The sequence below is a fragment of the Actinopolyspora lacussalsi subsp. righensis genome, assembly GCF_900116555.1.
GTDB lineage: Bacteria > Actinomycetota > Actinomycetes > Mycobacteriales > Pseudonocardiaceae > Actinopolyspora > Actinopolyspora lacussalsi.
In genome coordinates, this window is record NZ_FPAT01000001.1 from 367,288 (window position 1) to 394,198 (window position 26,911).

The window sequence follows — 26,911 nt, forward strand, 5'->3', positions numbered from 1 at the left end:
TTGCTCTGCGGTTGGGTACGGTGCGCTATTCGGACACGTTTCCGGCGGATCCGTTGGAGGTTCCCACTGCGGTGGTGGACCTTCTGGCAGGACAGTTGAAGATTGCTGATCCGTCGTGTGTGAAGTCCTACGGGCAGCGTCACGATGCACACTGAACCTCGACACCTACACCATGCTGAGTGAGGCGCCGCAACGCTACACCGAGGAGGAACGCCAGGACCTGGCCGAGTTGGCCGGCGGCCTGCGCGAGCGTATCGACCAGGCGGAGTAATATCCGTCCGCACATCGCCGACGAGTTGAACGACGCCGCTCTGGGCGGCAGACACGAACCCCTTCCCGACCGGGAAAACCCGGAAAGGAAGGGATCGTTTCTGCTGTTCACAGAGCCAGAGATGCTGAGTGTCGCTTTGCGGGCAGCGTAGAACGATCCGGACTGTTTGGGTTCCGGCGCGTGTTCCCGTGAGTGCGGGCTGGCCTAGCCGGTCCCACTGTCCCTTTCGGACGTATCTTGTCTGCACCCGGCTCAGGTCAGTCTTGGGAACACAAGGCCAACTACTGCTGTTGGGACTGGATGCCGTGGTTCTGACGGGGCAGGGATACCCGCAGGAGCAAGGTCGCGGTCACTATACCGATAACTCCGCTGAGCCCGGACCAGACATTCTGTTCAGCGAAGGTGAATATGCCGGTAGCGCCGAACGCGAACAGGACGATCAGCCCACCCAGCCCCGCCAGGCCAACACGCAGCGCATCACTCCCACCCGAGCGGCTCGCGACCCACCCTGTCACGAGGATCGCCTCCACGCCGGTGAATACAGCGGCACACACGAACGCCGACACCCCGGCCCAGCCCAGCGCAATCACCGCGGCCAGTGCCAAAACGACAGCGATCCCCGTGGTGGCCAGGCGTGGCCCGCCGAAGAAGTCCTCGAACTTCGTAGCCACACTCCGGTGTTGTGTATCAGACATATTTCCAGATGATACAACCAGCACAACTCACTGCACCAATAACGCCAAATCGACGTACCAGGAACTTCGTAGCCTTCTGCCATGTGGCGAATTGTTCGACCATAGCCCCTAAGAACTGAGCGCAGCGACAGAAACGCCGAGGCACCCAGCGACGACCTTCTTAATCTCGTGCTTCACCCCCCCATAGGATGGACATCTGATTCTTCAGCAGTCCCATCGTGCCCGTGTCGTGTCTGCGTTGCCCCATCGGAAAGATGGACAATTACAGATACATCCGTACGAAACTCCAGATTCGTGGCATCTTCCGGAAGTGGGTCGTTACCGGCGTCGACCAATTGCTCGTTAAATTTCTCGATTTTTTCCGAATCGAGCTCTTCGACGTACCGGGTTTCCTGCGGCTTTTCGGGATTATCCGCTGCGTACGCAACCTCCTTCCTCTGCGTACCCGCAACACAGATGTGTTCTTGCGTAGCGGGTCGGTCGGTCACGGCCATCCTGAAGGAGGGGGCTTCACTGACTGTCTGATCCGCCCAAGCTGGGGCAAGATACGAGCTGAAGGGAGCCCGCAATGGTGATCAGCGCACTCGTTCATGACCAGTTCCACCACGTGGAGCGCTGGGACGACGTTGACCGTGTGATCGATGCGGCCATCGATCGCTCCCTGTCTGGATCGGCGGAGGCTCCGCTTCCACCCGGTGAGGTGGCCCAGTTCTACTGCGCCACCCAGCCCTGGACCGATGAGATCCTTGAATGGGCGCCGGACAACTTCCTCCAGCTCGCCAGCGACCCATCCGCCGGCTATGCCGCGCTGACCTGGGTAGGTTTCCGCGGAGAAGCCACGATGGAAACGTTCGTCTCCTTCGGCACGGACGCTCCGTTGCGCACCCCACCCCGCCTGGTCATCGATCCTGGCTACCCGCACGACCATGACCCACACAGCGCGCTCCCCCTCGAACAGGCCCGCATCGCCGTCCGAGAGTTCTGCCGCACAGGCGGCGCACGACCGCAGTCGGGGACCTGGGTACGCGGCGATTTCACCGGTGCCATCCTGCAACCGTTGCCGGACGTCGTCGCCTAGGTGTGTCGAGTGGTGCTGGTGGTCAGTGTTCGGAGGAGTTCGCGAGCGGTGTAGCGCTTGCGGAGACGGCGGATTCTCTCGTGCGGCTCTCGCGCGGAAGGCCCGACGTCACGGTAGCTACCCGATGTCGGAGCAATCACAGCGAGACGAGCCGTGAGGTTCCACCACCCGACTCCCGCGCGGCGTCAATTTCTCGCGAAATCGCCGCGCCATTCGGATGTAGTCGTCCCGCGCCTCCTGGTCGTCCAGGAACTTCCGCAGGAACTTGGTGTTGTCCTCGCCGCGTTCGATCACCTTGTACGGCGAGGCAGGTGCCGACCTGGATTTCTGGCTGCAGGGATGTACACGGCGTCGACGCACGCTGGGCATCTGCCCCAGGGTGCGCACGACAGAACCGGAGCCCGAGGTGCGCGAGCTGATCGGGCTGGTCGAACGCGCAGGCCACCACGGCTGACTACCGCGATCCGGCAGGGGCAGGGCTCGGCTGCCATTCCGACGACGGAAACAGCGGCCTCCACCCGGACAACCCGAGGCGACAACCCGGTAACGGGCGGCCGAACCCTACGGCGGCTGCCCGTTCCGCTCGCTCACCCCGGGGCACCCGCCCCGCCCGGAACACCGACAACCCACCTGCCCTGCCGGAACCCGAACGGCGGGTGCTAGAACAGCGGCGGAACACGATACGCCGGAAATCGACGGCTCCCCGTTCGAAAGCCCAGTTCGAAAGCCCAGTTCGAAAGCCCAGTTCGAAAGCACTGTCGTCCCGAGCATCGACGACGCAGCCGCGCGACAGTACGTCGCCCACCCCTTCCGACGACGCGAACCCCGCGAGGAGAACAACTTTGACAATCGGCAGGGAGCAAGCGAACTCCGACTCCCCCGACCAACCGGACACCGAGGAACCGATCATCGAGGGCTCGAACTTCGAGAGCTCGGGAACCGAAGCCCCGAAAACCACGGAACCGAACACCGAAGACGGAGCGCAACCGCCGGTCCGGGAAAACGACCCGCTGGCCGACCGCGCGCGGCGGCTGTTCCAGTTCCTCGGCGAGGCCCAGCGGCTACGCACCACCCCGATCCACACCGTCGAGAAGTACCAGTCGGTTCGCTGGACGAGTGAGATCCCCGAGCACCCGGCTGTCTCGCTCGCGGGACGCGACAGCGACCCCGCCGAGAGCGAGCACGTGCTCAGCGTCGAACGGCTGCCCAAACAGGACCCGCCCCAGCCGTCGACGCGGCTGGCCGAGTGGCTCGACGGCTCGGTCGACGACCCGGCGGAAACGCCCCGATTGCGGGACACGGTTCCGACCACCACCGCACCGACCACCGAACGCGGCAACGACGAGCGCGGTGCGGAACGGCTGCGGCGCGAGGACCACCCGGAGATCGACGAGGATCACGAGGACTGGCTCGCGGACTGGCACTCCTGGGCCGAGCGGGAACTGGCCGACCGACCGGTGCGGGAGCTCTACAACGAGCTGTTCGGCACCTACACCGAGATCGGCAACAACCCGGAGTCGCTGGAACTGGTGCTGGGAATAGGCTGCCTGAGCTGGCAACCCGACAGCCGCACCCGGATCAAACGGCACCTGCTGACCACCGCCGCCGGTATCCACCTCGACGACGACTCCGGCACGCTCAGCGTCGTCCGTTCCGAGGAGGGCGCGGACGAGTTCACCCTCGAACGGGACATGCTCGCACCCGAGCTGCTCACCGACACCGAGAAGCTCAACGAACTGGCCGCCGAGGCCGCCTCGCTGGACGCGCACCCACTCGATCGGGAACAGCTGGCCGGAGTGATCCGCCGGTTCGTGCACACCCTCGACGCCGACGGCCAGTACCGGGACGAGGACGAACCCGCCCGGGCCCAGTCCCACCCCGTCGCCACCTTCGCCCCGGCGATCATCACCCGGAAGCGCTCGCAGCGCGGGATCGTGCGGATCTTCGAGTCCATCGCCGAGCAGCTCGCCGAGGGCGGCGTCGTCCCCTCGGGAGTGCGTCCGCTGGTCGATCCCGATCAGCAGCCCGTCGGCTCCGAGAACCCCGGCTCCGGCGGGTGGGAGAACGTCGACGAGGAGACCTTCCTCCCGCTGCCGGTCAACGAGAAGCAGCTGCGGGTGGTGCGGCACGTCGACTCGAAACCGCAGACCCTGGTGCAGGGCCCGCCCGGCACCGGCAAGACCCACACCACGGCCGCGCTGCTGGCACACCTGCTGGCGCAGGGCAAGCGCGTACTCGTCACCGCGCACACCGATCGCGCGCTGCAGGAGGTGCGCGACAAGCTCCCCGAGGAGATCAAACCGCTGTCGGTGGCGGTGGTGGGAAACTCGCGGCAGGACATGTCGGACCTGCGGGTCGCCGTGGACACGATCGCCGACAACACCGAGGAGTACGACGACGAGCGCGCCACCGAGCTCGTCGCGGAGTGCTCCAACCGGATCGAGGAGGCGCGGCGGGAACGCGCGCGACTGCACCACGAACTGGTCGAGGCCAGGCAGCACGAGACCAGGGAACACTCCGTGGGCGGCTATCAGGGCACGCTGTCGACGATCGCCCAGCGGCACGCCGCCGACGCGGAACGCTACGAGTGGCTGGCCGGGTTCGCCTCGGTCTCGGCCGACAGCGCGCCGCCGCTGGACAACGCCGAGATCAACGAGTGGCGCGGTGCGCTGTACGACAGGGAGATGTCGGCGGAGGAACCGTGGGCACGGCAACGGCTGGCCGACCCGGACGATCTCCCCGCACCGGAGAGTTTCGCCGATCTGGTGACCGGCGAGTCGAAGGCACGCGAGGAGGAACAGCGGCACGAGGAGCTCAAGGAGCACCCCGCGTTCGACGCGGTGAGCGCGCTGGACCAGGGGACGCGGGAATCGCTGCGGCAGCGGCTGCGGAGCCTGGCCGACACCGCCGACGAACTCGCGGGAGGTTCGGAGGCGTGGCTGAGCACCGCCCTGGACGACGTGCTGTCGGGCCGTGGTGAGGTCTGGCGTTCCCGCGCGAGTCGGATCGACGAACTCGCCGAACGCTGCGAAACCGCGTTGCAACAGCTGGACCCGCTGGTCGAGGTGCAGGTCGCGGGCGACATCCCCACGCTGACGAGCCTGGCCACGGGAGCACTCGAACAGCTGAACAACGGTGGGAGGATCAAGACCCGGTCCGACGGCAGCGTCAAGCTCGGGATGTTCACCGCCAAGTGGATCAAGCACGCCGAACCGCTCTTCCGGCAGGTTCGGCTCAACGGCCGCTCCCCCACCACGGTCGAACAACTGCGGGCGTTCCTGCACTGGACGGAGTCCTACCGAGCGCTGATCGCGCTGGACAAAGCATGGCCCGAGGACATGGCGATCACCGCCGAGGACACGTTCCGCGAACGGCTGGACTGGCACGTCGCCCAAGCCAACCAGCTGAAGCGGGTACTGCGCCTCGGAGACGAACTGGCCACCGAGGAACAGCACCTGTCCCGGAAGGGACTGCCGAAACCGGACTGGAGCGACCTCGCGTCGGTGCGGCGCTACGCCACGCTGGTCGATGCCGCGGCAGCGGTGGAAACCACGGCGGCGACGAGCGCACCGCTGCGGGAACTCGAGAACCAACTGGTGAGCGAGACGCGCTGGTCCGACACCGGTGAATGCGTGCACGCGCTGCTGGAGGCCGTGCGGGCACGCGACATCGACAACTACGCCGCGCACCACCGCGGGCTGCTGCACCTGCTGGAGGTAAGGCGACGTGTCCGGCGGCGCGACGAGCTGGAACAGCGGCTGACCGAATCCCTGCCGGAGCTGCGGGCGGAGGTCGAGGCCGCCGATTCCGCGACGGATCTCTGGACCGAGCGGCTGGCGGACTTCGAGGCGGCCTGGCGGTGGCTGGCCGTGCGGGACTGGGTGCTGCGGCAGCACACGGTCGACGAGAACGAACTGCAGGCCAGGATCAACGGGCTGGAGAACGTGATCCGGGAGCAGAGCGAGCGGCTGTGCGCCACGCGGGCGTGGAGCCACGCGGTCGCCCCGGAACGGCTCGGGGGCAGCGCCCGGGCCGACCTGCGGAACTACTCCAACCTGGTCCGGCGGCTGGGCAAGGGCACCGGTACGCACGCCGAGCGGCGACGTTCGGAGATCCGCGAGGCCATGATGCGCTGCAGGCCGTCCGTGCCGGTGTGGATCATGCCGATCTACCGGATCGCCGAGCAGTTCCGGATCCAGCCGGACATGTTCGACGTGGTCGTGGTGGACGAGGCCTCGCAGGCCGGGCTGGAGGCGGTGTTCCTGCAGTACCTGGCGCCGAAGATGGTCGTCATCGGCGACGACAAGCAGGTATCGCCGATGGGCGTGGGCCTGGATCAGGAGGACCTGCGCAAGCTCGCGGGGCAGTACATCGCCGACGATCGCTACCGCAACGCCTGGCAGGACCCGCTGCACAGCCTGTTCGACGACGCCAAGATGCGCTACGGCGGCCAGATCACGCTGACCGAGCACCGGCGGTGCGTGCCGGAGATCATCGAGTTCTCCAACCGGATCGCCTACCGGCCGGACAACATCACGCTGAGCCCGGTGCGCCAGTACGACGCCGACAGGCTCGAACCGTTCCGGGCCCGCCACGTCGTCGAGGGCCACCGGAAGGGCGACCTGAACGAGCCCGAGGCCGAGTCACTGGTCGAGGAGATCGTGCGCTGCGCGGCCGACCCGCGCTACGACGGGAAGACCTTCGGGGTCATCTCGCTGCTCGGGGACGCGCGGCAGGCCCGGCTGATCGAGCGGAAGCTGCTGGACCGGCTCTCGCCGCAGGAAATAGAACGTCGTCAGCTGCGGTGCGGAACCCCGCCCGATTTCCAGGGCGCCGAGCGCGACGTGATCTTCCTGTCCATGGTGGAGGCGAGCAGGGAGGGCAAGCGGATCAGCTCGCTGACCGCGCTGCAACACGTGCAGCGCTACAACGTGGCGGTCTCCCGCGCCAAGGACCAGGTCTGGCTGTTCCACTCGGTGGGGCTTTCCGAGCTGCACAACCAGGAGGACATGCGCTATCAGCTCCTGGAGCACTGCTACGGCATGATCGACGGTGGGTCCCGAACCGACTCGGACGAGTTGGTGGGCGCCGTGTCCGAGGACCAGCGCGACACCAGGTTCGACTCGCTGTTCGAACAGCGGGTGTTCAACCGGCTGGTCTCGCGCGGCTACTCGGTGATCCCGCAGTACTCCGTGGAGCCCTACCGGATCGATCTGGTGGTGATCGGCAGCAAGGCTCGGTTGGCCGTGGAATGCGACGGCGACGCCTGGCACGGGCCGGAAGCCTACGAACGCGACCTCGCCCGGCAGCGCGAGCTGGAGCGCTGCGGCTGGACGTTCCACCGGATCCGGGAGTCGGCGTTCTACGTGGACCAGGGAGGCGAGCTGGAATCGCTGTGGCGAGCGCTGCGCACTGCGGGAATCCAGCCGCGTGGAGCCGAACCGGAAATCGTGGCGTCCGCGAGCACGGAATCACCCGCGAGCGAGGAATCGACTGTCGTCGAACCGGTCGCGGGGTGGTACGTCGAGGACGGTGCCGCGGAGCAGGACATCGCCGGGCGAACGGACGTGCCGCTCGTGGTACCGGACGAGGCCGAGAGCACCGAGCACGAGACCGCGAACGGGGATTCGGAACCCGCCCCGGGCGATGAGGACTCCCGTCCCGTCTACGAGGACACCGGGAAAACCACCGAGGCATCCGGTCCGACCGGTGCGGAGTCGGTTTCCGAGCACGCGGAGTACGTGGAGTACGGCGGCACGCTGCCGCACCCGCAGAACCTCGTGCGCAAGCAGCTCGCCGAGGGACTGGCGGAGATCGTGGCCACCGAGGGGCCGATGCTCGGGGACCGACTGGCCAGGCTCTACGCCCGCGCCTACGGCGGACGGCGCACATCGGAGATCTCCAAAACCCTCAACGAGGGCATCTCCGCCGCTGTTCGCCACGAGATGCTGGTGGAGGACAACCCGCTGGGAGACAACCGGATCGCGCACCGCACGTTCCGGCTGCCCGAACAGCCGTCGGTGCTGGTCCGCACCGCCGGACCGCGCACCATCGACGAGATTCCACCCCGCGAGCTGGCGGCCGTGCTCGGAGAGCAGGCCCTGCAGTGCGGATGGCTGGACGAGAAACGGCTGTTCCGCGCGGTGGTGCGCCGGTTCGGCTGGCGACAGCTCAGTGCGAAGGCGGAGCAGCGGCTGCGTGCCGTCACGCCACTCGTGGACGAGGAGGACGCCTAGCTTCTCGCACCGGATTCGGCGTTCCTCGTCGATGACCGGGTGTGCTGCCGCGAGCGGCCACCGCACGATCGATCGGATGGGACTCGACGCGATCGTGTGGTGGCCGCGAGTACCGATCGAACACCACACGGCAAACCGTCGAGCGGACCGTCCAGCAGGACCGAGCAGGGACGAGGAACCAGGATCACTCCGGCTCGGATCACGGTTCCACAACGGCCGATGATCTTCACCGCGCGGCGTGTCGATGCCTGGTTACCTTGAGACCATGCAGCGATACGTGCCACCCGAGACACAGGTGAAGGTGTCGAGCCGGACAGCGTGGTGGTTCGCGACCGGCTGCGCGTTCAGCTGCGGACTGTGCGTACTGGCCGCGGTACTCCTTCCCGGTCATCTCCTACACTGCCGAGGGCACCGCCTCGGCGGAGTATCCGATGAGTTTCCTGCTGCAGGGCATGATCCTCGGCGTGCTGAGCTACATCTTCCGCATGATCCGCCAGAAAGCACTGCGGCAGGAAGCCGAGCGGGCCGAGAGCTCGACAGGCCGGTGAAACACGACCGCCGCGAGAAGACTCAGCATTTGCCGACCGCGACCCAGAACGCGTTTCGGGCCCCTTCCGGCACCTCGTCAGAATCCGGGTGCCAGTCGACGGCGTGCACCAGACCCGGCTCCACCAGTTCGAGGTCGCCCAGCAGCGCGGCGAACTCGTCCACCGAACGGTGGTTGGCGAGGTGGCTGGTGTCGCGGTACAGCCGTGAGATCTCCTCGACCCGGTCGGGCTCGTCGTAGTGATCGGTGATGTGCGAGACCACCATGAAACTGCCCGGTGCCACCGCACGGCGGTAGGAGTCGACCAGCTCGGCCGGCCCTTCCTCGTCGCCGACGAAGTGCAGCACGGCCGCCGCCAGCACGGCCATCGGCTCGTCGAAGTCGAGCAACCCGGCCACCCCGGGTTCGGCCAGCACCTCGTCCGGCTTACGCAGGTCGGCCCTGCTGATCGTCGCGTTCTCGACACCGTCCAGGAGCTGACCGGTGTGGGACACCGCCACGGGTTCGTTGTCGACGTAGGCCACCCGAACCGAGCTATCCCGTTCGTGGGCGATCTGGTGCACGTGCCCCACGGTGGGAATCCCGGAACCGAGATCCAGGAACTGGCGAATCCCCTGGTCGAGGCAGAACCGCACCGCGCGCTGCAGGAACGCCCGATTGGCGCGCGCACCGGGGATCATGACGGGCGTGATCTCCACCGCGCGCTCCGCGGCCTGCCGGTCCGCGGCGAAGTTGTGCGACCCACCGAGGTAGTAGTCGTACATCCGCGCCGCGTTCGGCGTCCGGACGTCGATACCCTCGCTACCAGCCGGTTCACCGATCGACATACCACGCGCTCCCCACGACCCTGGTCACTGCTCACCCAGCAGCGTACACACGCGGGCACGAACCGCGAAGGGGTGCCGCGCGGTATCGACGAACGGGAGCGGGGCGTTCCGGTGTCGGCTCAGTGCTGTGCCGCGACGTCGACCATTCCGCTGACCTCGGCGAGCAGTTCGAAGGAACGCAGCCAGGCATCCCGCTCCGGAGCCAGCGAGGTGACCATCAGCTCGTCGGCCCGGGCGTGCTCGGCGAAACCGTCCAGGTAGTTCTTCACCTCGTCGGCGGTTCCGACCGCCGAGTAGGTAAGCATCTGCTGCGCCTGCTGTCCGGCTGGTGAGTCCAGGGCGCTGTCGGCTTCCTCGCGGGTGAGGTTGCGGCCGGTGAGCATCCGCAGCCTGCTGCGCTTGGCTGCCTGGAGTTGTTCCCGCGCCTGCTCGGTGGTGTCGGAGGCGACGACGTTTACCCCCGCGATGACGTACGGTTCCGACAGCTGTTCGGAGGGGGTGAACTCACGCCGGTAGACCGACACGGCGTCCTCCAGCGCGTTCGGGGCGAAGTGCGAGGCGAACGAGTACGGCAGCCCGAGCGCGGCCGCGAGTTTGGCACCGAACAACGAAGAGCCGAGGATGTACAGCGGCACGCCGGTCCCCTTGCCGGGCACGGCCTGCACTCCCTGCACCAACGACTTCTCCCCCAGATATCCCTGCAGTTCCTGCACGTCCTGCGGGAAGGTCTCGGCCGCCTTCGGGTCGCGGCGCAACGCCTTCGCGGTGTTCTGGTCACTGCCGGGCGCTCTGCCGAGGCCGAGGTCGATGCGCCCCGGATGCAGCGTCTCCAGGGTGCCGAACTGCTCGGCGATGGTCAGCGGGGCGTGGTTCGGCAGCATGATGCCGCCCGCGCCGAGGCGGATCGAGCTGGTGTTGGCAGCGATGTGCCCGATGATGACGCTGGTCGCCGAGGAGGCGATGCGGGACATGTTGTGGTGTTCGGCGTACCAGATGCGCCGGTACCCCCACCGTTCGGCTCGTTGCGCCAGGTCGATGCTGGCCCGCAGGCTGTCGCCCGGGGTTTCGTCATGACCGATGGTGGCGAGATCGAGGACGGACAGTGGGACACCCATGGCAAACGCATCCTTCCGCGCGGGCACCGTGACGAGCTCGGTCGTAGTTGTTACGACCAACCGTTCGAACGCGTTCACCCACGACGGCTATTCCGGGAATCGCACGGATCACATTCCCGGCCGCTCGGTTCCGCGATTAGCGTTGAGCCGATATGAGTACGCTGCCACGTGCTACGAGGAGCGGTCCCGAGCACCGACCGGGATCGGATCGCCATGTGAGACCACTTCGAAACGAACCACCCAGGTACGGTGAGCCGGCGGTTCGCGAGGTGGTCCGGGATCGGAACGGTTTCCTGGAACCGCCCGGGCGCGCCGGGCGCTGGGCCGCGCCGATGGCGGTCTCCGAGCTCGCCGGATCCTCCGGTGATTTCGTGCTGCTCGCACCGGGCGGAGCGGGTAAGACCACCGTGCTCGAAGCGCTGCGCGAGGCCGAGTCCGGGGCGACGGTCATCGACTTCACCCTGCTGGACGTAACCGAGGCGTGCCGGATACTCGCCGCGGCGGCCGAGTACGAGGACGGTGTCGTTCACCTGGACGGGATCGACGCCGTGGCCGGTGATTTTCCCGGCATCCTCGAACAACTCCGGGACTGGTTGCGCGTTCCCGGGAAACGACGGGCACGACTGCGCCTGGCCTGCCGGACCACCACCTGGAACAGGCCGGAAGCGAGAGTTCTGCGTCGCACCCCGCTCGCGCTCCAAGCGTTCGAGCTTCTCCCCTTGACGCGCGACGCGGCCGATACGATCGCACGCGGGATCGGCGTCTCGGAGGAGCTTTTCACCGAGCTCGCCGAGACCGGTTCATGGCGACCTCCGGCATCGGCGATGTGGTTCGAGACGGTAGCCCGCCATCGGCGGGACACGGGGGAATTACCACCGGATCAACGTGCGGCGATCGAGCACGATACAGACGTCGCGTTGGGTGGGACCGGTTCCACCGGCGCCGCCCTGACACGGCGGCATCAGTGGCAGCGGGCGATGTGGCTGGCCGCGGTGTCGATTTTCGGGCGCGTCAGCCCTGGCGAGGCGACAGGCGGGGGCGAATCCGGCTTCGGAACGCCCGTCGGAGAGTCGCTTGCCGTCGCGCTCCCGGAGGAGGCCGCGCCGAGCGAGCAAGGCGGGCACGAGGAAGTGCTCGACACCGCGTTGTTCGCTCCCGCTCGTGGCGGAGGGATGGAATTCCGCCTGCGACAGCACGCGGATTACCTCGCGGCGTGTTTCGTGGTCTCGCGACAGATCGGGCGGGACCGCTTGGGAGAGCTGCTGGGAGTTCACGACAACGGTCGAGTTCCCGGTTCCCTCGCCGCGGTAACGGCGTGGACAGCGACCATGGATCCCGAGCTGGTCCAGGACCTGATCCCGGCCAACGCCGCCCTCCTGGCTCGAACAGGAGTGGATCCGTCCTCCGATCGTGTTCGGACCGCTATGACCGAGTCACTGCTCACAGCCGCGGCCGAGGGTGAGCTCGAAGCCGAGCAGGAGCTCGACCTCGCCACCCTGGTGCATCCCGGACTGCAGCGCGCACTGCTGGGGTGGCTGCGGGCCGGTATCGAGCATTCCGAACAGCTGTGGTGGATCGCTCGGCTCGCGGAGGAAGGTCGGTGCCGAGGAACGGTGGCGGAGCTTCTCGAAGAGGTGCTGAGCCCACGGTGGAGTTCGGGGGCGCGTCGGGCGGGGGCCATGGCCGTGGTGTCACTGTCGGACGAGAGCGCGCCGGACGAATTGGCCTCGCTACTGCGACTCGAACCGGAGGAGGATCCGGACGAGGAACTGCTGGCCGCCGGGATCGACGCGCTGTACCCGGGAGCACTATCCACTGCCGAACTCCTCGACTCGATACGGCGACGCGGCGATGACCGGTTCGAGGGATCCTACTGGCGGTCGCTGGAAACGCTGGCGGACCGGATTCCCGTACGGGACCTTCCGCGAGCGCTGGCCTGGGGAGCGGAGTGTGTCGGAGCCGGGGAACAAACCTACGGCCGGTTCATCATCGGACTGTTGGACAACGGGTGGCGCGCGGCCGAATCGCTGCCCAGCGTGGTCGAGCTCGCCGACGTGACGGCAGCGGTCATCAACCACAACTGGTCACGCTGGCGCGATCGGGTCACGGTCCCACGGCTGAACGATCCCCGGTTCCGACGCGGGCTGGCCGTGCTCCTCGCGGAGCGGATCAGCCCTGATTTCGTACGGTGGCTGCTCTTGCTGGATCTGGTCAGGGAAACGGATCTCGAGTGGGTATTGGAGGAGCTTCCCCGATTCGGGAAGAACGCTCGATCCGTGCTGGGCGGTTGCGTGCCGCTGCTCGTGGCGGAGCCGGACGCCCGTAGCGCGGATCTGATCCTCTCGCTCCCCGAGGAACACCCGGCGTACCCGCATGTCCGGGAGTTGCGCGAAAACGTCGAGAGCGACTCGGGGCGGGCCGAGATGCTGCGCAAGATGCACAGGACCGATCCGGCCCCTTCCGCCGAGGAAAAACGTGCGAAGCAACGCCGCGAACTCACCGAGGCACTTCAAGCAGCACGCCGAGACGTAGCCGAGTGGTGGCAGGTCTGCCGAAGGCTCGCCGAGGACGGCGGATGGTCCATCGACCACTACTTCACCCAGGACCTGACCGAACGGCCCGGTTGGGAGCTGCTGGTCCCCGAGGAACGACGCGACGTCTTCGACCTCGGTCTCGAATACGTCCGAACGCACCGGGTCACGTCCACCTCGGACGCGGGACTGCGACACATCTCGACCGAGGAGGTGCTGCCCGACTGGTCCGGGGTATACCTGCTGAGCACGCTGCTTCGCCACCAACCACACCGGCTGGACGGGTTGGACACATCGGCCTGGAGCAGGTGGGCTCCCCCGATCATCGCGGCGTGGATCCTCGACGAGGCGGACGAGAACGCCGGACTGCGCGGTCGGCTGATCGATTCCGTGCCGCACGCGGCGCGTCCGGCCCTCGCCGAAGCGGTGCTGCGACGCTTCGACGAACAGCAGAAACAGGGCAAACCTCTCGAGAACCATCACCGCTACGCGTCACTGCTGAGCGAGGTCGACGCGGAACTGCACCGACGGTTCCTGAACCACAGTTATCACGGCGTACTCGGCGAAACACTGCTGCGGCTGTTGGACACGTACTCACCGGAACTCGCCACCCGGATCCGTCGGGAACTTCGCCGCGCTCCGGAGCCGGAACTCGCCACCCTCGCCTACCGGGCGCAGGCTGAATCGGAGCCGAACGTTGTCGTCGGCGACCTGGTCTCCGGCGCCGCCGCGTCCACCCGGGCCGACGAGGTGGTCGCGGCACTGGACCCCGCGAGGTTGCACGACCGGAGACTGGCGGAACTGACAAGATGGCTGCTCGACAGATTCCCGATAACTCGGTTTCCGGAGCGGGCACGTGAGGCCGAGCGGGAAAACCACTGGATCAGCACCGCTCACAGCGTTCGGGACGAATCGTTGGAAGAGCTCACGACCCGCGCACGCAGCGAAACCCTGGCGGAACTACGGGACGGACGAACCGGGTTCGAGCGCAGAGTGCTCACGGCAAGGTTGAGCCGTGCGCGAGCGCACGAGGCGGATCTCGCCCACACTCCACCCAGCGTGGAACGGATTCGGGCGCTGTGCGAAACGGCGGAGGGTTGAACACGGGACAGCGACGCGGGGCCGTGATCGGACTCACCACGTGCTGCGGAGCCCTGCTGTCACGGCCCCACGAGAGCTACTCCCGCGTATCCGGCGGAACCAGACACGGGTCCTGGAAGACCTCCTCGGTGATCACGATCGCCGCTCCGCGCACGGCGGCGGTGAAACCGAACACCGAAGCGGTGACCGGACATATCGCCGACCGGCCCGCGACGGTTCTGCTCCGCAGTTCCCGCAGCGCGGTCGGTACCACGTGGGCGGAGACCGTGGCGAAGTAGCCACCGAGCACCACGGCCCCCGGGTTGAGCATGTTGACCGCGATCGAGATCCCGATGCCGAGCCAGCGGCCTATCTCGTCGAGACCGGCCAGTGTCTGCTGATCACCGGCCTCGGCGCGCTGCAGCAGTATCCGCGCCTGCTCATCCGGGTCCCGAAGGGTTCCGACCAGGTCCGGTGCGGCGGTTCGGACCGCCGCTGCCAACCCGATCTTGGTTTCCAGGCAGCCGTGCTGCCCGCAGCGGCACCTACGTCCGTAGGGGTCCACCGGGAAGTGTCCGATCTCCCCGCTGTAACCGTCCGATCCGCGCAGCAGTCGCCCCGCTGTGATCAGGCCGGAACCGATACCGAGCTCCCCGGTCAGATACACCAGTTCGGAGACAGTGTTGGCCTCGTCGCCGAACTCGGCCAGCGCCGCCAGGTTGGCCTCGTTGTCGACGGTGATCGTGGTTTCCGGGGCGAGATCGAGCCGGCCGCGCAGCCACTCGGTGATCGGCACGTCCTGCCACCCCAGGTTCGGCGCGTGGCGCACGGTGCCGCTGGGCACATCCACGAGCCCCGGCACAGCCACGCCGACGCCGACCAGCCGGATGCCCGAGCTCTGCAGTTCGGCGATCGCCTCCGCCGCGAGTCGCGACAGCTCGTCGACGGTGCGGGAAGGCCCCACTCGGACCGCGTCGAAGCCGACTCGACGATCGAGCAGCACCCGCTCCGCGAGGTCGACCCCGCGCACCGCGAGACAGTTCGCGTTGACCTCCAGTCCCAGAGCCGCCGCCGAGCCACCGTCGAGTTCGAGAATCCGGGACGGGCGGCCGACACTGCCCGACTGCTTCCTTCCGGTCTCGCGGATCAGCCGCCGTCCGATCAGCTCGTTGACGAGGTTGGACACCGTGGCCTTGGTCAGCCCGGTACGGGTGGCCAGCGCGGCACGGGAATACACCCCGGCCGACCGGATCTCGCCGAGGACCCGGGCCAGATTGCCCCTACGAACGGCCGCCTGAGCGACGATTCCACGCCCGTTGTCCCGGTTGACCTCGTTGTCGTAGCCGCGCACCCGGCCCCCTCTCTAACAGGGACAGCCGGAAAACTAACCCATTGTCACCGGAAAACGCCATACCCCACGAACCCGGAAAATCCCGCGGAACTCACGAACGACGAATCGAAGCGACCACCGGATTTTACACGTATGGCGCCTTGACATCGCGGTGTGAAAGCTGGCGGCAGGATGAGCAGCACCGGGACAGCCAAGAATCGTACTGGACACGAATTCTCCCGAAGAACCCGAGGGAGCGCGGACTTCCCCGTGGTTTCACCTCTCGCGTCGAGAACGGGGAAATCAGGCACGGCCGCCGAGAACGCCACTGTTCCGAGCCGGAACGAATCACGGCGGAGCGGCTTTTCCGCTGTGCTCGACTTGTGTTGCCGGTGCCGGTACGCACGCCTCGGAAACGAGGTTCAGCACCCGAGGACGACGGGTTCGCTGGTCACGTCTCGTGGAATTCGGTCTCGGCGTGGACCTCGTGCGAGGTACCGCGCGGCCGTTCGGGCCGGTGTGCACGTGCCGCGCGGCGCCACGGGGAGTTCCGGTGCACGACTTCCGCTCAACCGGAGCGCGCGGGGAGCGTGAATCGCCAACCTTCATCACGCAATCGCGGGATGACTCGGGAGACCGCCCGCACGGTCTGGCCGCGATCGCCACCACCGTCGTGCAGCAGCACGACACCGCCCTGTGAGATACCGCCCATCAGCCGCCGGACCAGCACGTCCGTACCGGGACGGTTCCAGTCCGCCACCGAAAGGCTCCAGCCGAGCGGCTGCATCCCCATGTCCGCGGCCACGCTCGGAGTTTCGCCCCACGCGCCGTAGGGAGCGCGGAAGTAGCGAATCTCGGCTCCCGGCACCGCCTCGTGAATCACCTCGTTCGTGGCCCGCAGGTTCGCCCTGATGTCAGCGGGCGACCACGTGCTCATGTTCTCGTGCCGCATCGTGTGGTTGCACAGGACGTGCCCCTCGGCGACGATCCGCCGCACCAGCTCGGGGTTCTCCCGCACGTGCTGGCCCCACAGGCAGAAGACGGCCTTGACCCGGTGCTCGCCGAGCAGGTCGAGCATGCTCGAGGTCTCTCCCGCGTTGGGGCCGTCGTCGAAGGTGAGCGCCACGGTACGTCCCGGTTGTCCGGTCGAGTCGACCACGGTGGCGTCCGCCGCCGCGCCGAGTCCTGCCCCGCCGGGACCTGCCTGGGCGATGCTCGCCGATCCGAACGACAGCCCGAGGAGCAGCAGTGGCACGAGCAGGCGGTTGGTTGTTCGCCGATGTCTTCCAGGAGTCATGACGGGTCCCTTCGGCGCGTACCGGGCGAGGTTCCGGGAAATAGTACGACAGGAATCTCCGGAGCACGGGAAATATAGAGTCGGCACCGAAGACTGTCAATGCCCTCCAAGGCGAGTCCCGACATCCGGCGGTCATCCTGCCGACTCGTCGTGAACCGAATTCGGAAACATCATTCCACAGTGCACTTGGTTTTATCTGGAAAAATTTTGTATTTCCCACTGGGCAGCACCGCCCACCTGGTAACGAGCGGGTTTCCGGAACATTTACGGAAACCATTGACAGATCGACGTGACCTGGTCGACATTGTTCGGTGTCGACAGACCTCGATCACCGTTGATCCCGGTCATTCGCGCGAATCGCTCCACCGACGGACCGTCGAGTCGTATTACCCGTTCGAAGTCCACCGATCCGAACCGGAGGAAGCATGAACACCGACGATTTCGCACCGAACTCATTCGGCCGCAGGAGTTTTCTCGGAGGCGCCGGAACCCTGGCGCTGGGCGCGTCCGCGCTGATGCTGCCCGGGACCGCTTACGCGGCCAGGACCATCACGCAGAACGAAACCGGCACCCACGACGGGTTCTACTACACGTTCTGGACCGATGGCGGCGGATCGGTTTCGATGACCCTGTCCTCCGGGGGCAGTTACAGCACTTCGTGGACCGACTGCGGCAACTTCGTCTGCGGCAAGGGCTGGAGCTACGGTGGCCGCAGGAACGTGTACTACTCCGGCGGCTTCTACCCCTCCGGCAACGGCTACCTGACGCTCTACGGATGGACGTCGAACCCACTCGTGGAGTACTACATCGTCGAGGACTACGGAACCTACCGTCCCGGAGGAAATGACCACCGGGGAACGGTATACAGCGACGGCAGTACGTACGACATCTACCGGACGATGCGGTACGACGCCCCCTCCGTGGAGGGCACGGCGACCTTCCCGCAGTTCTGGAGCGTTCGGCAGTCCCCGAGGGCGGGTGGAAACATAACCACCGGTAATCACTTCGACGCCTGGGCCCAGCACGGCATGAGTCTGGGAAGCTTCGATTACTACATGGTCCTCGCTACGGAGGGGTACCAGAGCAGCGGGAGCTCCAACCTGACGGTCAGCGGCTGAATCCCCTTTTCGGGAAGATCCTTCTCGAAAGGAACGCTTTCCACGGCGGCATCGCACCACCATCGGACGATGCCGCCGTATCCCCTCCTCGCTCCCAGGCGCACCCCGGAACCGATCGAGCGCTTTCCCGGGGAAGAGCACGTTCTATCTGGGAGCGCTCCAGGCAACGATCCACGAGGAGCGACAGAAATGCTGCGAGCGTTACGCAACCACGGCAGGCTCGGCAGGCTGTGCGCGGTACTGACCGCGAGCGCGGGACTGCTCACCCTGCAGACGGCGCCCGCGCTGGCCACGCCGGACACGGCTGAGGCTTCCGGCGTCGACGCACAGGCTCCGGCACGAACCCCGCTCAAGGACCTGACCGACAACTACGTCGGCAGCGCCGTCGCGGCTTCGGCGCTGGTGAACGAGAACGACTACCGCTCGGTGCTCACCGACGAGTTCAGCAGCGTGACCGCGGAGAACGCCATGAAGTGGTCGGTGCTGGAACCGAATCGCGGACAGTACGACTGGTCCGGCGCCGACGCGATCATGGACTACGCGCGGCAGCACGGCAAGAGCGTGCGCGGGCACACACTGGTCTGGCACAAGCAGCATCCCGGCTGGCTGAACGATCTGTCCGCCTCCGAGCTGCGGTCGGCGGTGAAGAACCACATCACCACGGTGGTCAACCGCTACGAGGGCGAGATCCGGGCGTGGGACGTGGTCAACGAGGTGTTCAACTCGGACGGCACGCGGCGCGACTCGATCTTCCAACGGAAACTCGGTGACGGCTGGATCGCCGACGCGTTCCGCTGGGCGCACCAGGCCGATCCGTCGGCGAAACTCTACATCAACGACTACAACACCGGTTGGGTCAACGACAAGAGCAACGCGATTTACGATCTGGTGCGCTCGTTGCGGCAGCAGGGCGTGCCGGTCCACGGCGTCGGGTTCCAGACGCACCTTTCGATCGACTACAGCTTTCCCGGTGGTTTCCAGTCGAACCTGCAGCGATTCGCAGACCTCGGTGTCGACGTCGCCATCACCGAGGCCGACGTGCGGATGACGCTGCCCGTCACCGACAGCAAGCTCACCACCCAGGCCGACTATTACGAGCGGCTCTGGAACGCCTGCGAGGCGGTCTCGCGCTGCGTGGAGTTCACCACGTGGGGCTACACCGACCGGCACTCCTGGGTGCCGAACACGTTCGACGGCCAGGGAGCGGCCTGCCTGTTCGACGAATCGCTGAACCCGAAGCCCGCCTACAACCGGATCAATCCCACCGCCTGAGCGGTGCGGGTGGGGCGCACGACGGTTTCGCGTCGTGCGCCCCGCGGAATGTTTACTGGTGAACGTGTCGCTGAAGTCCACGGCGGGACGCGGCTGTAACCGTCCCCCGACTCACGCCGCGATGCGCTCACCGGTGACCGCCGAGAAGGCGTGCACGGCCTCCGGCCGGATCCCCAACCGCACCGACTCACCGAGCGCGGGTGCCGAACGTGGTTCCGCGCGCGCAACGACCCCCTGCCCCTCGTCCGGCAGGCTGCAGTGCAGGTACACGTCGGAACCGAGCTCCTCCACGAGGTCGACGGTCGCCGACATCCCCTCCTCGCCCGGCCCCACCACCCGCACGTCCTCGGGCCGGACACCGATCGTGACTCTTCCACCGTCGTGAGCCGCTTCCTCGCGGACGGCACTCGGGACGGGAAGGGCGGTGTCACCGGCGCGAACGGTCTCCCCGTCGAGCCCGCAGTCCAGCAGGTTCATCGGAGGTGAGCCGATGAACCCCGCCACGAACGCGTTGGCGGGCCGCTCGTAGAGCTCCCGTGGGCTCGCGCACTGCTGCAGCACCCCGTCGTGCAGCACCGCCACCCGGTCACCCATGGTCATCGCCTCGACCTGGTCGTGGGTGACGTAAACCGTGCTCACCCCCAGTCGACGCTGCAGTCCCGCGATCTGCGAGCGGGTCGAGACCCGGAGCTTGGCGTCCAGGTTGGACAACGGCTCGTCCATCAGGAACACTCGCGGCTCCCGCACGATGGCCCTTCCCATCGCCACCCGCTGCCGCTGCCCGCCGGACAGCGCCCTGGGCTTGCGGTCCAGGTACTGCTCCAGGTCGAGCAGTTTCGCCGCTTCGCGTACCCGCTGTTCGATCTCCGGTTTCGGGGTCTTGGCGATTCGGAGCGCGAATCCCATGTTGTCGGCGACGCTCATGTGCGGGTACAGCGCGTAGTTCTGGAAGACCATGGCGATGTCGCGGTCCTTCGGGGAAAGACCGGTGACGTCGTGTTCTCCGATGCGGATCGCACCGGAGTCCACCTCTTCCAGCCCGGCGAGCATCCGCAGACTGGTGGACTTGCCGCACCCGGAGGGACCGACGAGCACCAGGAACTCGCCGTCGGCGATGTGCAGGTCGAGACCGTCGACCGCGGGGTGCTCCGATCCCGGATACACCCGAGTGGCCCGGTCATAGGTGATGGTCGCCATCATCGACTCCTTTCCGGCGGCCTGCTGGCTGCCGGGGCCTGCCGCGACGGCGGCCCCGGCCTTCGTGACGAGCGGGAAGTCAACCGGCCAACCACACGGCGGTGTCCGGTGGCAGTGACGAGCCGTCCAGTTCGTCACTGGACAGCAGGACCCGTTGGTGTTCGGGCAGTTCGCACGGTTCGGCGGACAGGTTCACCACACAGCGGAATCCGGGCGTGCGGGAGAACGACAGCACCTCTCGCGGCGAATCGTTCCAGTCGAGGTCACCCTCCCCGAGGGCCGGATGCTCGCGGCGGAGACGCAGCGCGTCACGGTACAGCTCCAGCATCGAGCCGGACCGGCCCCGCTGGTTCTCGACGGTGTACTCGGACCAACCGCCCGGCTGCGGCAACCACGGTTCGGCCTCCTCCGAAGGACTGAACCCGAACGGTGGTCTTGAACCGGACCAGGGCAGCGGGACCCGGCAGCCGTCACGGCCGCGTTCGGCGTGGCCGGTGCGTTCCCAGATCGGGTCCTGCAGGAACCGTTCCGGAATGTCCTCGACCTCGGCCAGCCCGAGTTCCTCGCCCTGGTACACATAGGCGCCCCCGGGAAGGGCCAGCATGAGCAGCGCGGCGGCCCGGGCCCGTCTCGTTCCCAGGCTCAGGTCGAGCGGCCCCTCGGCACGGTAGTTCTCCCCCGACGCCCAGCTGTGCTGCGGCCGTCCGTACCTGCTGACGTGACGCACCACGTCGTGATTGGACAGCACCCAGGTGGCCGGAGCGCCCACCCGCCAGAGGCTCGACGTGGTGGAGTCGATGGTCTCGCGGAGGTCGTGGGCGTCCCACGGGCATCGGAGGAACTCGAAGTTGAAGGCGGTGTGCAGCCCGTCGGGTCGCACGTAGTTGGCCAACCGGTGTGGGCTGTCGGCGCCCGCTTCGGCGACGAACTTGCGCTCGCCCGGATACTCGTCGGCGATCGCGCGCCACCGGCGATAGATCTCGTGCACCCCGTCGCGGTCCCAGTGCGGATGCTGCCCGTCGGAGTAGCCCCGCGTGTTGTCACTGGAGATCACGTCGGGCAGCTCGGCGTCCTTGACCAGCCCGTGGGCCACGTCGATCCGGAACCCGTCGACCCCCCGGTCGAACCAGAACCGCAGGATGTCCTCGAACTCCGCGTGGACCTCGGGGTGATCCCAGTTCAGGTCGGGCTGCTCGGGAGCGAACAGGTGCAGGTACCACTCCCCCGGTGTGCCGTCCTGTTCGATCACCCGGGTCCAGGCCGGTCCGCCGAACCGGGAGATCCAGTTGTTGGGGGGATGTTCACCGTGCTCACCACGGCCGGGCCGGAAGACGTATCGCGCCCGTTCGGCGCTGCCGGGCCCCGCCTTCAGGGCGGCGCGGAACCACTCGTGCTGATCGGAGGTGTGGTTCGGCACGATGTCCGGGAGAACCCGGATGCCGTGCTCGTGCGCCTGGGTGATCAGCCGCTCGGCGTCGGTGAGCGTGCCGAAGCGCGGGTCGATGTCGCGGAAGTCGGCGACGTCGTAACCGGCGTCGGCCTGTGGTGAGACGTACCAGGGAGTGATCCAGATGGCGTCGACTCCCAGATCCCGCAGGTAGGGCAGGCGGGAACGGATCCCCTCGATGTCGCCCATACCGTCGCCGTCCCCGTCGGCGAAACTACGGATGTAGATCTGGTAGATCACCGCGTCCCGCCACCACGGTGTGGTGCCGGGGTCGGAGGAATTCGGCACTGTGCGCTCCTTCGGTAATTCGGGAAGACCCTTCGGTAATTCGGGAAGGTGGGGTCACGCCGGTCCGGCCGTGACCTGGTGGTGTTACTTCAGGCCGCCGGAGGTCAGTCCGGCGATGATCCTTCGCTGGAAGATGAGCACCCCGATGACCAGTGGAATCGTGACGATGACCCCGGCGGCCATCTGGGTGCCGAAGGGTTGGTCGTACTGCGTGGCGCCGGTGAACTTCGAGATCGCCACCGTGACCGTCTGCATGTTCTGCTCGTTGACCATGGACAGCGCGATGATGAACTCGTTCCAGGCGAGGATGAAGGTCAGGATCGCCGTGGTGAACATGCCGGGCGCGGCCAACGGCACGATGATCCTGCGAAACGCCTGCCCGGGCGTGCAGCCGTCGACCATGGCCGCCTGCTCCAGTTCCTGCGGCATCTGCCGGAAGAACATGGTCAGGTTCCACACCGCGAGCGGAAGCGCGAACGACAGGCTGGGCAGGATCATCGCCTGGTAGGTGTTGATCCAACCGATGTCGGTGAACAGCCGGAGCAACGGGACGATCAACGAGATGCCCGGGAACATGCTGGTCGCGATGATCAGCGAGAGCACCAGGTTCTTTCCCCGGAAGGCCAGCCGGGCCAGGGCGTAGGCCGTCGAGGTGCCGATCACCAGCGTCAGGATCGTGGTCGTCGACGCCACGATCAGGCTGTTCAGCAGCGCACGGCCGAAGCCGGTGCCGGGCTCGAACACGGCCCGGAAGTTCTCCACCGACCAGGTGCGCGACAGCGGGCTCAGATCGTACTGGTCGGCGGGTCTGCGGAACGCCGTGACCACCATCCAGTAGAAGGGGGCCAGGCAGTACAGCACGATGCCTGCCACACCCAGTATGGGAAGCCACTTCTTGGCATCGAAACGGCGGCGCGTGGTTCGACGTTCGTTCCCTGTCGCAGTGGTCATCGCGCACTCCCCTTTCCGCGCCGGAAACGAGCTCCACGGCTCTTGGGCGCCTGTGAACGGGCCTCACCGATCACGTCCGCGCCGAGCAACTTGACGAACACGAACGCGATCAGCGCCACGTAGGCGAACAGCAGGGTGGCGTAGGCGGCCGCGGGTCCGTAGTGCACGTTCGTCGCCTCGGAGAAGGCCAGCATGGACAACGTCTCGACCGAGTCCTTCTGCTGTCCGATCAGGATGAACGGCAGGTCGAACATGCGCAGCGCGTCCAGCATCCGGAACAGCACCGCGACCACCAGGGCCGGTTTGACCAGTGGCAGCGTGATGTGCCAGAAGCGCCGCCAGGCGCCCGCGCCGTCCACGGTGGCCGCTTCGTGCACCTCGCGGGAGATGACCTGCAACCCGGCCAGCACCAGCAGCCCCACGAAGGGGGCCGTTTTCCACACTTCCGCAGTGATCACGGCGATCTTCGAGGCGATGGCCTGCGAGCTCCACAGCACCTGCTGGTCCAGGAGCGCGTTCGCGACCCCGTCCGGCGCGAAGATCCACCGCCACAGCAGGGCGGACACGGCGGTGGGGATCGCCCACGGCACGAGCACGCTCGCCCGCACCAGTCCGCGCCCCCGGAACGCCTGATGCATCACCAGGGCCATGGCCATCCCGAGCACGGCCTCCAGCGTGACGGTGACGGCCGTGAAGAAGGTGGTGTTCCAGAATGCGTTCCAGAACCGCTCGGCCGCCGGGCCGAACAGGATGTCGGCATAGGTTCCCAGCCCGACGAACTGGCGTCCCTCGACCACGAATCCCTGCGCGTCGAGCCGCTGCCCGGAGACGAACAGCGACTGGTACAGCGCGGCGATGATCGGGTACATGACCACCACGGCCAGCACCAGCAGCGTCGGCGAAACCAGCGCCGAGGCCAACCTGCCCGTGCCGGTCACGGAACCGGACCTTCGTCTCCTCGGCGATCCCGGGGTCGTGTTCCCCGCATCGACTTCCGTGCCCGTCGGGGTATCGGTCGTCATCGACATGAACTCCCCTTTCCCATCGCCCGGCGAGCGGGTCGGAACCCGCTCGCGGGGCGGAGCGCGAAGGCGTGGATCACTTCTGCTCGATCAGTTTTTCCAGCCTGCGCTGCAGGGCGCTCAATGCCTTGTCGGGTTTCTTGTCGCCGGAGATCGCGGCGTAGACCTCGTCCTGGACGGCGAGCGTGACGTCGCCGTAGTTGACGACGCGGGGACGCGGCTCGGCGCTCTTGATGGATTTCTTGAGGGTGTCCAGGTACGGGTACTTCCGCTGCAGTTCCGGATCGTCGTAGAGCGCGCCGCGCGTGGGGGCCAACGAGCCCTTGATCAACCGCTGCCGCTGCTGCTTCTCCGAGGTGTAGAACTTGATGAAGTCCAACGCGGTGGCCTTGTTCTCCGCGAAGGACGAGATCGCGAGGTTGTGCCCGCCGAGGCTGGACACGCCCTTTCCGGTGATGCCGGGCAGCGGTGCGACGGCGAACTCGCCCGCGACCTTCGACGAACCGTCGTCGGCGTTGGCCTGCGACCACATGAACGGCCAGTTGCGGCTGAAGACGAGCTCGCCGCCGATGAACGCGCGCTTGTTGGGCTGTTCCTTGTAGGCGATCGCCGCGCGCGGGATGGTACCGGAGCCGAATCCCTCGACCATGGTTTCGAGTCCGCGCAGCGCCTCCGGCGAGTCCACGGTGGGCTGCCCCTGATCATTGACGATCTGCCCGCCCGCGCCGTGAACGGCCTCGGCGAAGTTGACCGTCAGCCCTTCGTACTTGGCGTGCTGACCCGCGTAGCAGGACATTCCCTCGGCCGCGGGGAGCTCGAGCACCTTGGCGCAGATCTCGCGCATCTCCTCTCGCGTGGTCGGTGGTTGGGCATCCACCTTGTTCAGCAGGTCCTTCCGGTAGTACAGCAACCCGCCGTCGGAGTAGGCGGGGACCGAGAAGAGCCTGCCCCGGTACCTGGCGGTTTTCATCGCGGATTCCAGGAAGGGCGAGAAGTCGAACTCCTCCTTCGGCAGTTCGACGACCCACCGGTTCGCGGCGAACTCCGCGTTCCACACGTTGTCCAGGTCCAGCACGGTGAACGCGCCGGACTCGGTCTGGGCGTTCTGCACCATCTGCTGCCGCTGCTGGTCGCCGTCGGCGGGCAGTTCGATCAGCCGGACCCGCTGCTCGGGGTGGGACCCGTTCCACGTCTCGACCGCCTGGGTGACGGCGCCGGTCACGTCCTTGCCGGTGGCGAAGGTGATGGGGCCTCGACCGCTGATCTCGCTCGACGCCGACGAATCACCACCGCCACCGCCACAACCGGCGACCACGAAAGCCGCCACCGTCATCAGGGATACGGATCTCCAACGTAATGACTTCATGCCTGTCTCCTCGATTCGACTCGACCAGAACGCGCGACGAATCACGCGTTCGGTTCCGAAAAAATATGTGGTACGACGAATTTTTCAGCCGAACGGCCGAGTTGATTCCGGGAATTCGATCGACATCGGCCACCCGACTACCACCGGGTGATTTCCGTTATCGGCAACGAACTCGACGCCGTCCGGCGCTTCCGGGACGTCTCACATGGAATCGTCGCCGGTGGTCGACGAACGCACCACCAGTTCGGTGGGCAACACCACGTCACGGGTCTCGGCGCTGCCCTGTTCCAGCTGTTCCAGCAGCAGTTTCGCCGCCGTTCCTCCTTCCTGGCGTACCGGCTGCACCACAGTGGACAAGCCGGAGCACTCGGACATCTCGTGCCCGTCGAATCCCACGATCGCCATTTCACGCGGCACGTGGAGTTTGTGATTGCGCAACGCGTGCATCGCTCCGAAAGCCATCTCGTCCGACATGGCGAAAACGGCGGTGGGGCGCAGCTCGTCGGCGAGTATCCGAGTCATGGCTCGCCTTCCTCCCGAAACGGAGAAATCTCCGGCACACAACCAACTCTCCCGAACCGGGACATCCTGTTCGGCCATCGCGTCCCGGAAAGCGGTACAACGCTCGTGCGGGGCGGGCAGGTTCAACGCATCGGGCGTGCCACCGTGGATCATCGCGATGTCGGTGTGCCCCTGGTTGAGCAGATGCCGCACGGCGAGCATGCCCCCGCCGTGATCGTCGATCCACACCGAGTTGAAGCCGTCCATCCTGCCGCCCACGAATCCCAGCGGGACACCCAACTCGCGCAGCCGGCCGGCCTCCTCGGCACGCAGCGAAAGGGTCAGCACCAGAACGGCATCCACGCTGCGCCGCAGTGGGAGCTCCCGGAAGAACCGCTCACGCCCTTCCTGATCCCCGACCACGTAGAGCATCAGGTCGTAACCTGCCGAGCGCAGCGCTTCCTCCGCGCCCGCAAGCACCTGCCCGAAGAACCACCGTGAGACGTAGGGCACCAGCACGCCGATACGCCGGGTCCTTCCGGTTGCCAACCCGGAGGCCGACCTGGAGATAGAGTAGTTCAGGTCCTCGGCCACGGTGCGCACGCGCTGCCGGGTCCGTTCGGACACTCCCGGCTGTTGCCGCAATGCCCGGGAAACCGTCGCGGTGGAGACACCGGCCGCACGAGCGACCTCCTCGATCGTGGCCATTGTGCTCCCTGTCACGTTGCTGCCTCGGTTGATC

The 26,911-nt window shown here is 66.8% G+C and carries 19 protein-coding genes; 7 read left to right on the forward strand and 12 right to left on the reverse strand.

The features are described 5' to 3' along the window. Positions 1-20 precede the first annotated feature (20 nt). Positions 21-155, forward strand: coding sequence for a DUF4158 domain-containing protein (locus BM394_RS23605; protein WP_425427637.1), 135 nt, complete (start codon positions 21-23; stop codon positions 153-155). 397 nt (positions 156-552) lie between these two features. Here the strand turns inward: BM394_RS23605 and BM394_RS01705 are convergent, their stop codons facing one another. Both BM394_RS01705 and BM394_RS22225 read right to left on the reverse strand, forming a co-directional pair. Further along, the gene (locus BM394_RS01705) at positions 553-966 is read right to left on the reverse strand and encodes a hypothetical protein (protein WP_245779910.1); all 414 of its coding nucleotides are present in this window, start codon (positions 964-966) and stop codon (positions 553-555) included. 173 nt (positions 967-1,139) lie between these two features. After that, positions 1,140-1,454 (reverse strand): hypothetical protein, encoded by a 315-nt coding sequence (locus BM394_RS22225; protein WP_139235108.1) that lies wholly within the window; start codon positions 1,452-1,454, stop codon positions 1,140-1,142. An 80-nt stretch (positions 1,455-1,534) separates the two neighbouring features. On the opposite strand from BM394_RS22225, the gene BM394_RS01715 reads away from it, so the two are divergent. The 3 genes from BM394_RS01715 (at position 1,535) to BM394_RS01720 (ending at position 8,280) form a co-directional block, all read left to right on the forward strand. Further along, positions 1,535-2,044, forward strand: a complete 510-nt coding sequence (locus tag BM394_RS01715; RefSeq protein WP_092973021.1) for an Imm1 family immunity protein — start codon at positions 1,535-1,537, stop codon at positions 2,042-2,044. A gap of 271 nt (positions 2,045-2,315) precedes the next feature. After that, positions 2,316-2,498: a hypothetical protein gene (locus BM394_RS22230; RefSeq protein ID WP_139235109.1), complete on the forward strand. Its 183-nt coding sequence runs from the start codon at positions 2,316-2,318 to the stop codon at positions 2,496-2,498. Between the two features lie 388 nt (positions 2,499-2,886). Next, complete coding sequence (locus BM394_RS01720) at positions 2,887-8,280, forward strand: AAA domain-containing protein (RefSeq protein WP_245779911.1); 5,394 nt, start codon at positions 2,887-2,889, stop codon at positions 8,278-8,280. Between the two features lie 570 nt (positions 8,281-8,850). On the opposite strand, the gene BM394_RS01725 is transcribed toward BM394_RS01720, so the two are convergent. Both BM394_RS01725 and BM394_RS01730 read right to left on the reverse strand, forming a co-directional pair. Beyond that, positions 8,851-9,654, reverse strand: a complete 804-nt coding sequence (locus BM394_RS01725; RefSeq protein WP_092973023.1) for an SAM-dependent methyltransferase — start codon at positions 9,652-9,654, stop codon at positions 8,851-8,853. A gap of 119 nt (positions 9,655-9,773) precedes the next feature. After that, positions 9,774-10,769: an LLM class flavin-dependent oxidoreductase gene (locus tag BM394_RS01730; RefSeq protein ID WP_092973655.1), complete on the reverse strand. Its 996-nt coding sequence runs from the start codon at positions 10,767-10,769 to the stop codon at positions 9,774-9,776. Positions 10,770-11,038: 269 nt separating this feature from the next. Between BM394_RS01730 and BM394_RS01735 the strand changes: the two genes are divergently transcribed. Beyond that, positions 11,039-14,401: a hypothetical protein gene (locus tag BM394_RS01735; protein ID WP_092973025.1), complete on the forward strand. Its 3,363-nt coding sequence runs from the start codon at positions 11,039-11,041 to the stop codon at positions 14,399-14,401. Positions 14,402-14,477: 76 nt separating this feature from the next. Here the strand turns inward: BM394_RS01735 and BM394_RS01740 are convergent, their stop codons facing one another. After that, positions 14,478-15,731 carry an ROK family transcriptional regulator gene (locus BM394_RS01740; protein WP_092973027.1) on the reverse strand — a complete coding sequence of 418 codons (1,254 nt, stop codon included), beginning with the start codon at positions 15,729-15,731 and terminating at the stop codon, positions 14,478-14,480. A 547-nt stretch (positions 15,732-16,278) separates the two neighbouring features. Continuing rightward, positions 16,279-17,007 (reverse strand): polysaccharide deacetylase family protein, encoded by a 729-nt coding sequence (locus tag BM394_RS01745; protein WP_092973029.1) that lies wholly within the window; start codon positions 17,005-17,007, stop codon positions 16,279-16,281. 425 nt (positions 17,008-17,432) lie between these two features. On the opposite strand from BM394_RS01745, the gene BM394_RS01750 reads away from it, so the two are divergent. Both BM394_RS01750 and BM394_RS01755 read left to right on the forward strand, forming a co-directional pair. Continuing rightward, positions 17,433-18,125, forward strand: a complete 693-nt coding sequence (locus BM394_RS01750) for a glycoside hydrolase family 11 protein (protein WP_092973030.1) — start codon at positions 17,433-17,435, stop codon at positions 18,123-18,125. A gap of 189 nt (positions 18,126-18,314) precedes the next feature. Next, the gene (locus tag BM394_RS01755; protein ID WP_092973032.1) at positions 18,315-19,397 is read left to right on the forward strand and encodes an endo-1,4-beta-xylanase; all 1,083 of its coding nucleotides are present in this window, start codon (positions 18,315-18,317) and stop codon (positions 19,395-19,397) included. Positions 19,398-19,508: 111 nt separating this feature from the next. Here the strand turns inward: BM394_RS01755 and BM394_RS01760 are convergent, their stop codons facing one another. The 6 genes from BM394_RS01760 to BM394_RS01785 form a co-directional block, all read right to left on the reverse strand. Beyond that, positions 19,509-20,594 carry an ABC transporter ATP-binding protein gene (locus tag BM394_RS01760; RefSeq protein WP_092973657.1) on the reverse strand — a complete coding sequence of 362 codons (1,086 nt, stop codon included), beginning with the start codon at positions 20,592-20,594 and terminating at the stop codon, positions 19,509-19,511. 79 nt (positions 20,595-20,673) lie between these two features. After that, positions 20,674-22,329, reverse strand: a complete 1,656-nt coding sequence (locus BM394_RS01765) for a glycoside hydrolase family 13 protein (RefSeq protein ID WP_217643281.1) — start codon at positions 22,327-22,329, stop codon at positions 20,674-20,676. Positions 22,330-22,413: 84 nt separating this feature from the next. Next, entirely contained in the window at positions 22,414-23,280 is an 867-nt protein-coding gene (locus tag BM394_RS01770) for a carbohydrate ABC transporter permease (protein ID WP_092973034.1), read from the reverse strand. Then, positions 23,277-24,302 carry a carbohydrate ABC transporter permease gene (locus BM394_RS01775; RefSeq protein ID WP_092973660.1) on the reverse strand — a complete coding sequence of 342 codons (1,026 nt, stop codon included), beginning with the start codon at positions 24,300-24,302 and terminating at the stop codon, positions 23,277-23,279. Before BM394_RS01775 ends, BM394_RS01770 begins: the two co-directional genes overlap by 4 nt. Before the next feature lie 76 nt (positions 24,303-24,378). After that, positions 24,379-25,668, reverse strand: a complete 1,290-nt coding sequence (locus BM394_RS01780) for an ABC transporter substrate-binding protein (RefSeq protein WP_092973036.1) — start codon at positions 25,666-25,668, stop codon at positions 24,379-24,381. Positions 25,669-25,869: 201 nt separating this feature from the next. Then, the gene (locus tag BM394_RS01785) at positions 25,870-26,877 is read right to left on the reverse strand and encodes a LacI family DNA-binding transcriptional regulator (RefSeq protein ID WP_092973037.1); all 1,008 of its coding nucleotides are present in this window, start codon (positions 26,875-26,877) and stop codon (positions 25,870-25,872) included. Between the last annotated feature and the right edge of the window lie 34 nt (positions 26,878-26,911).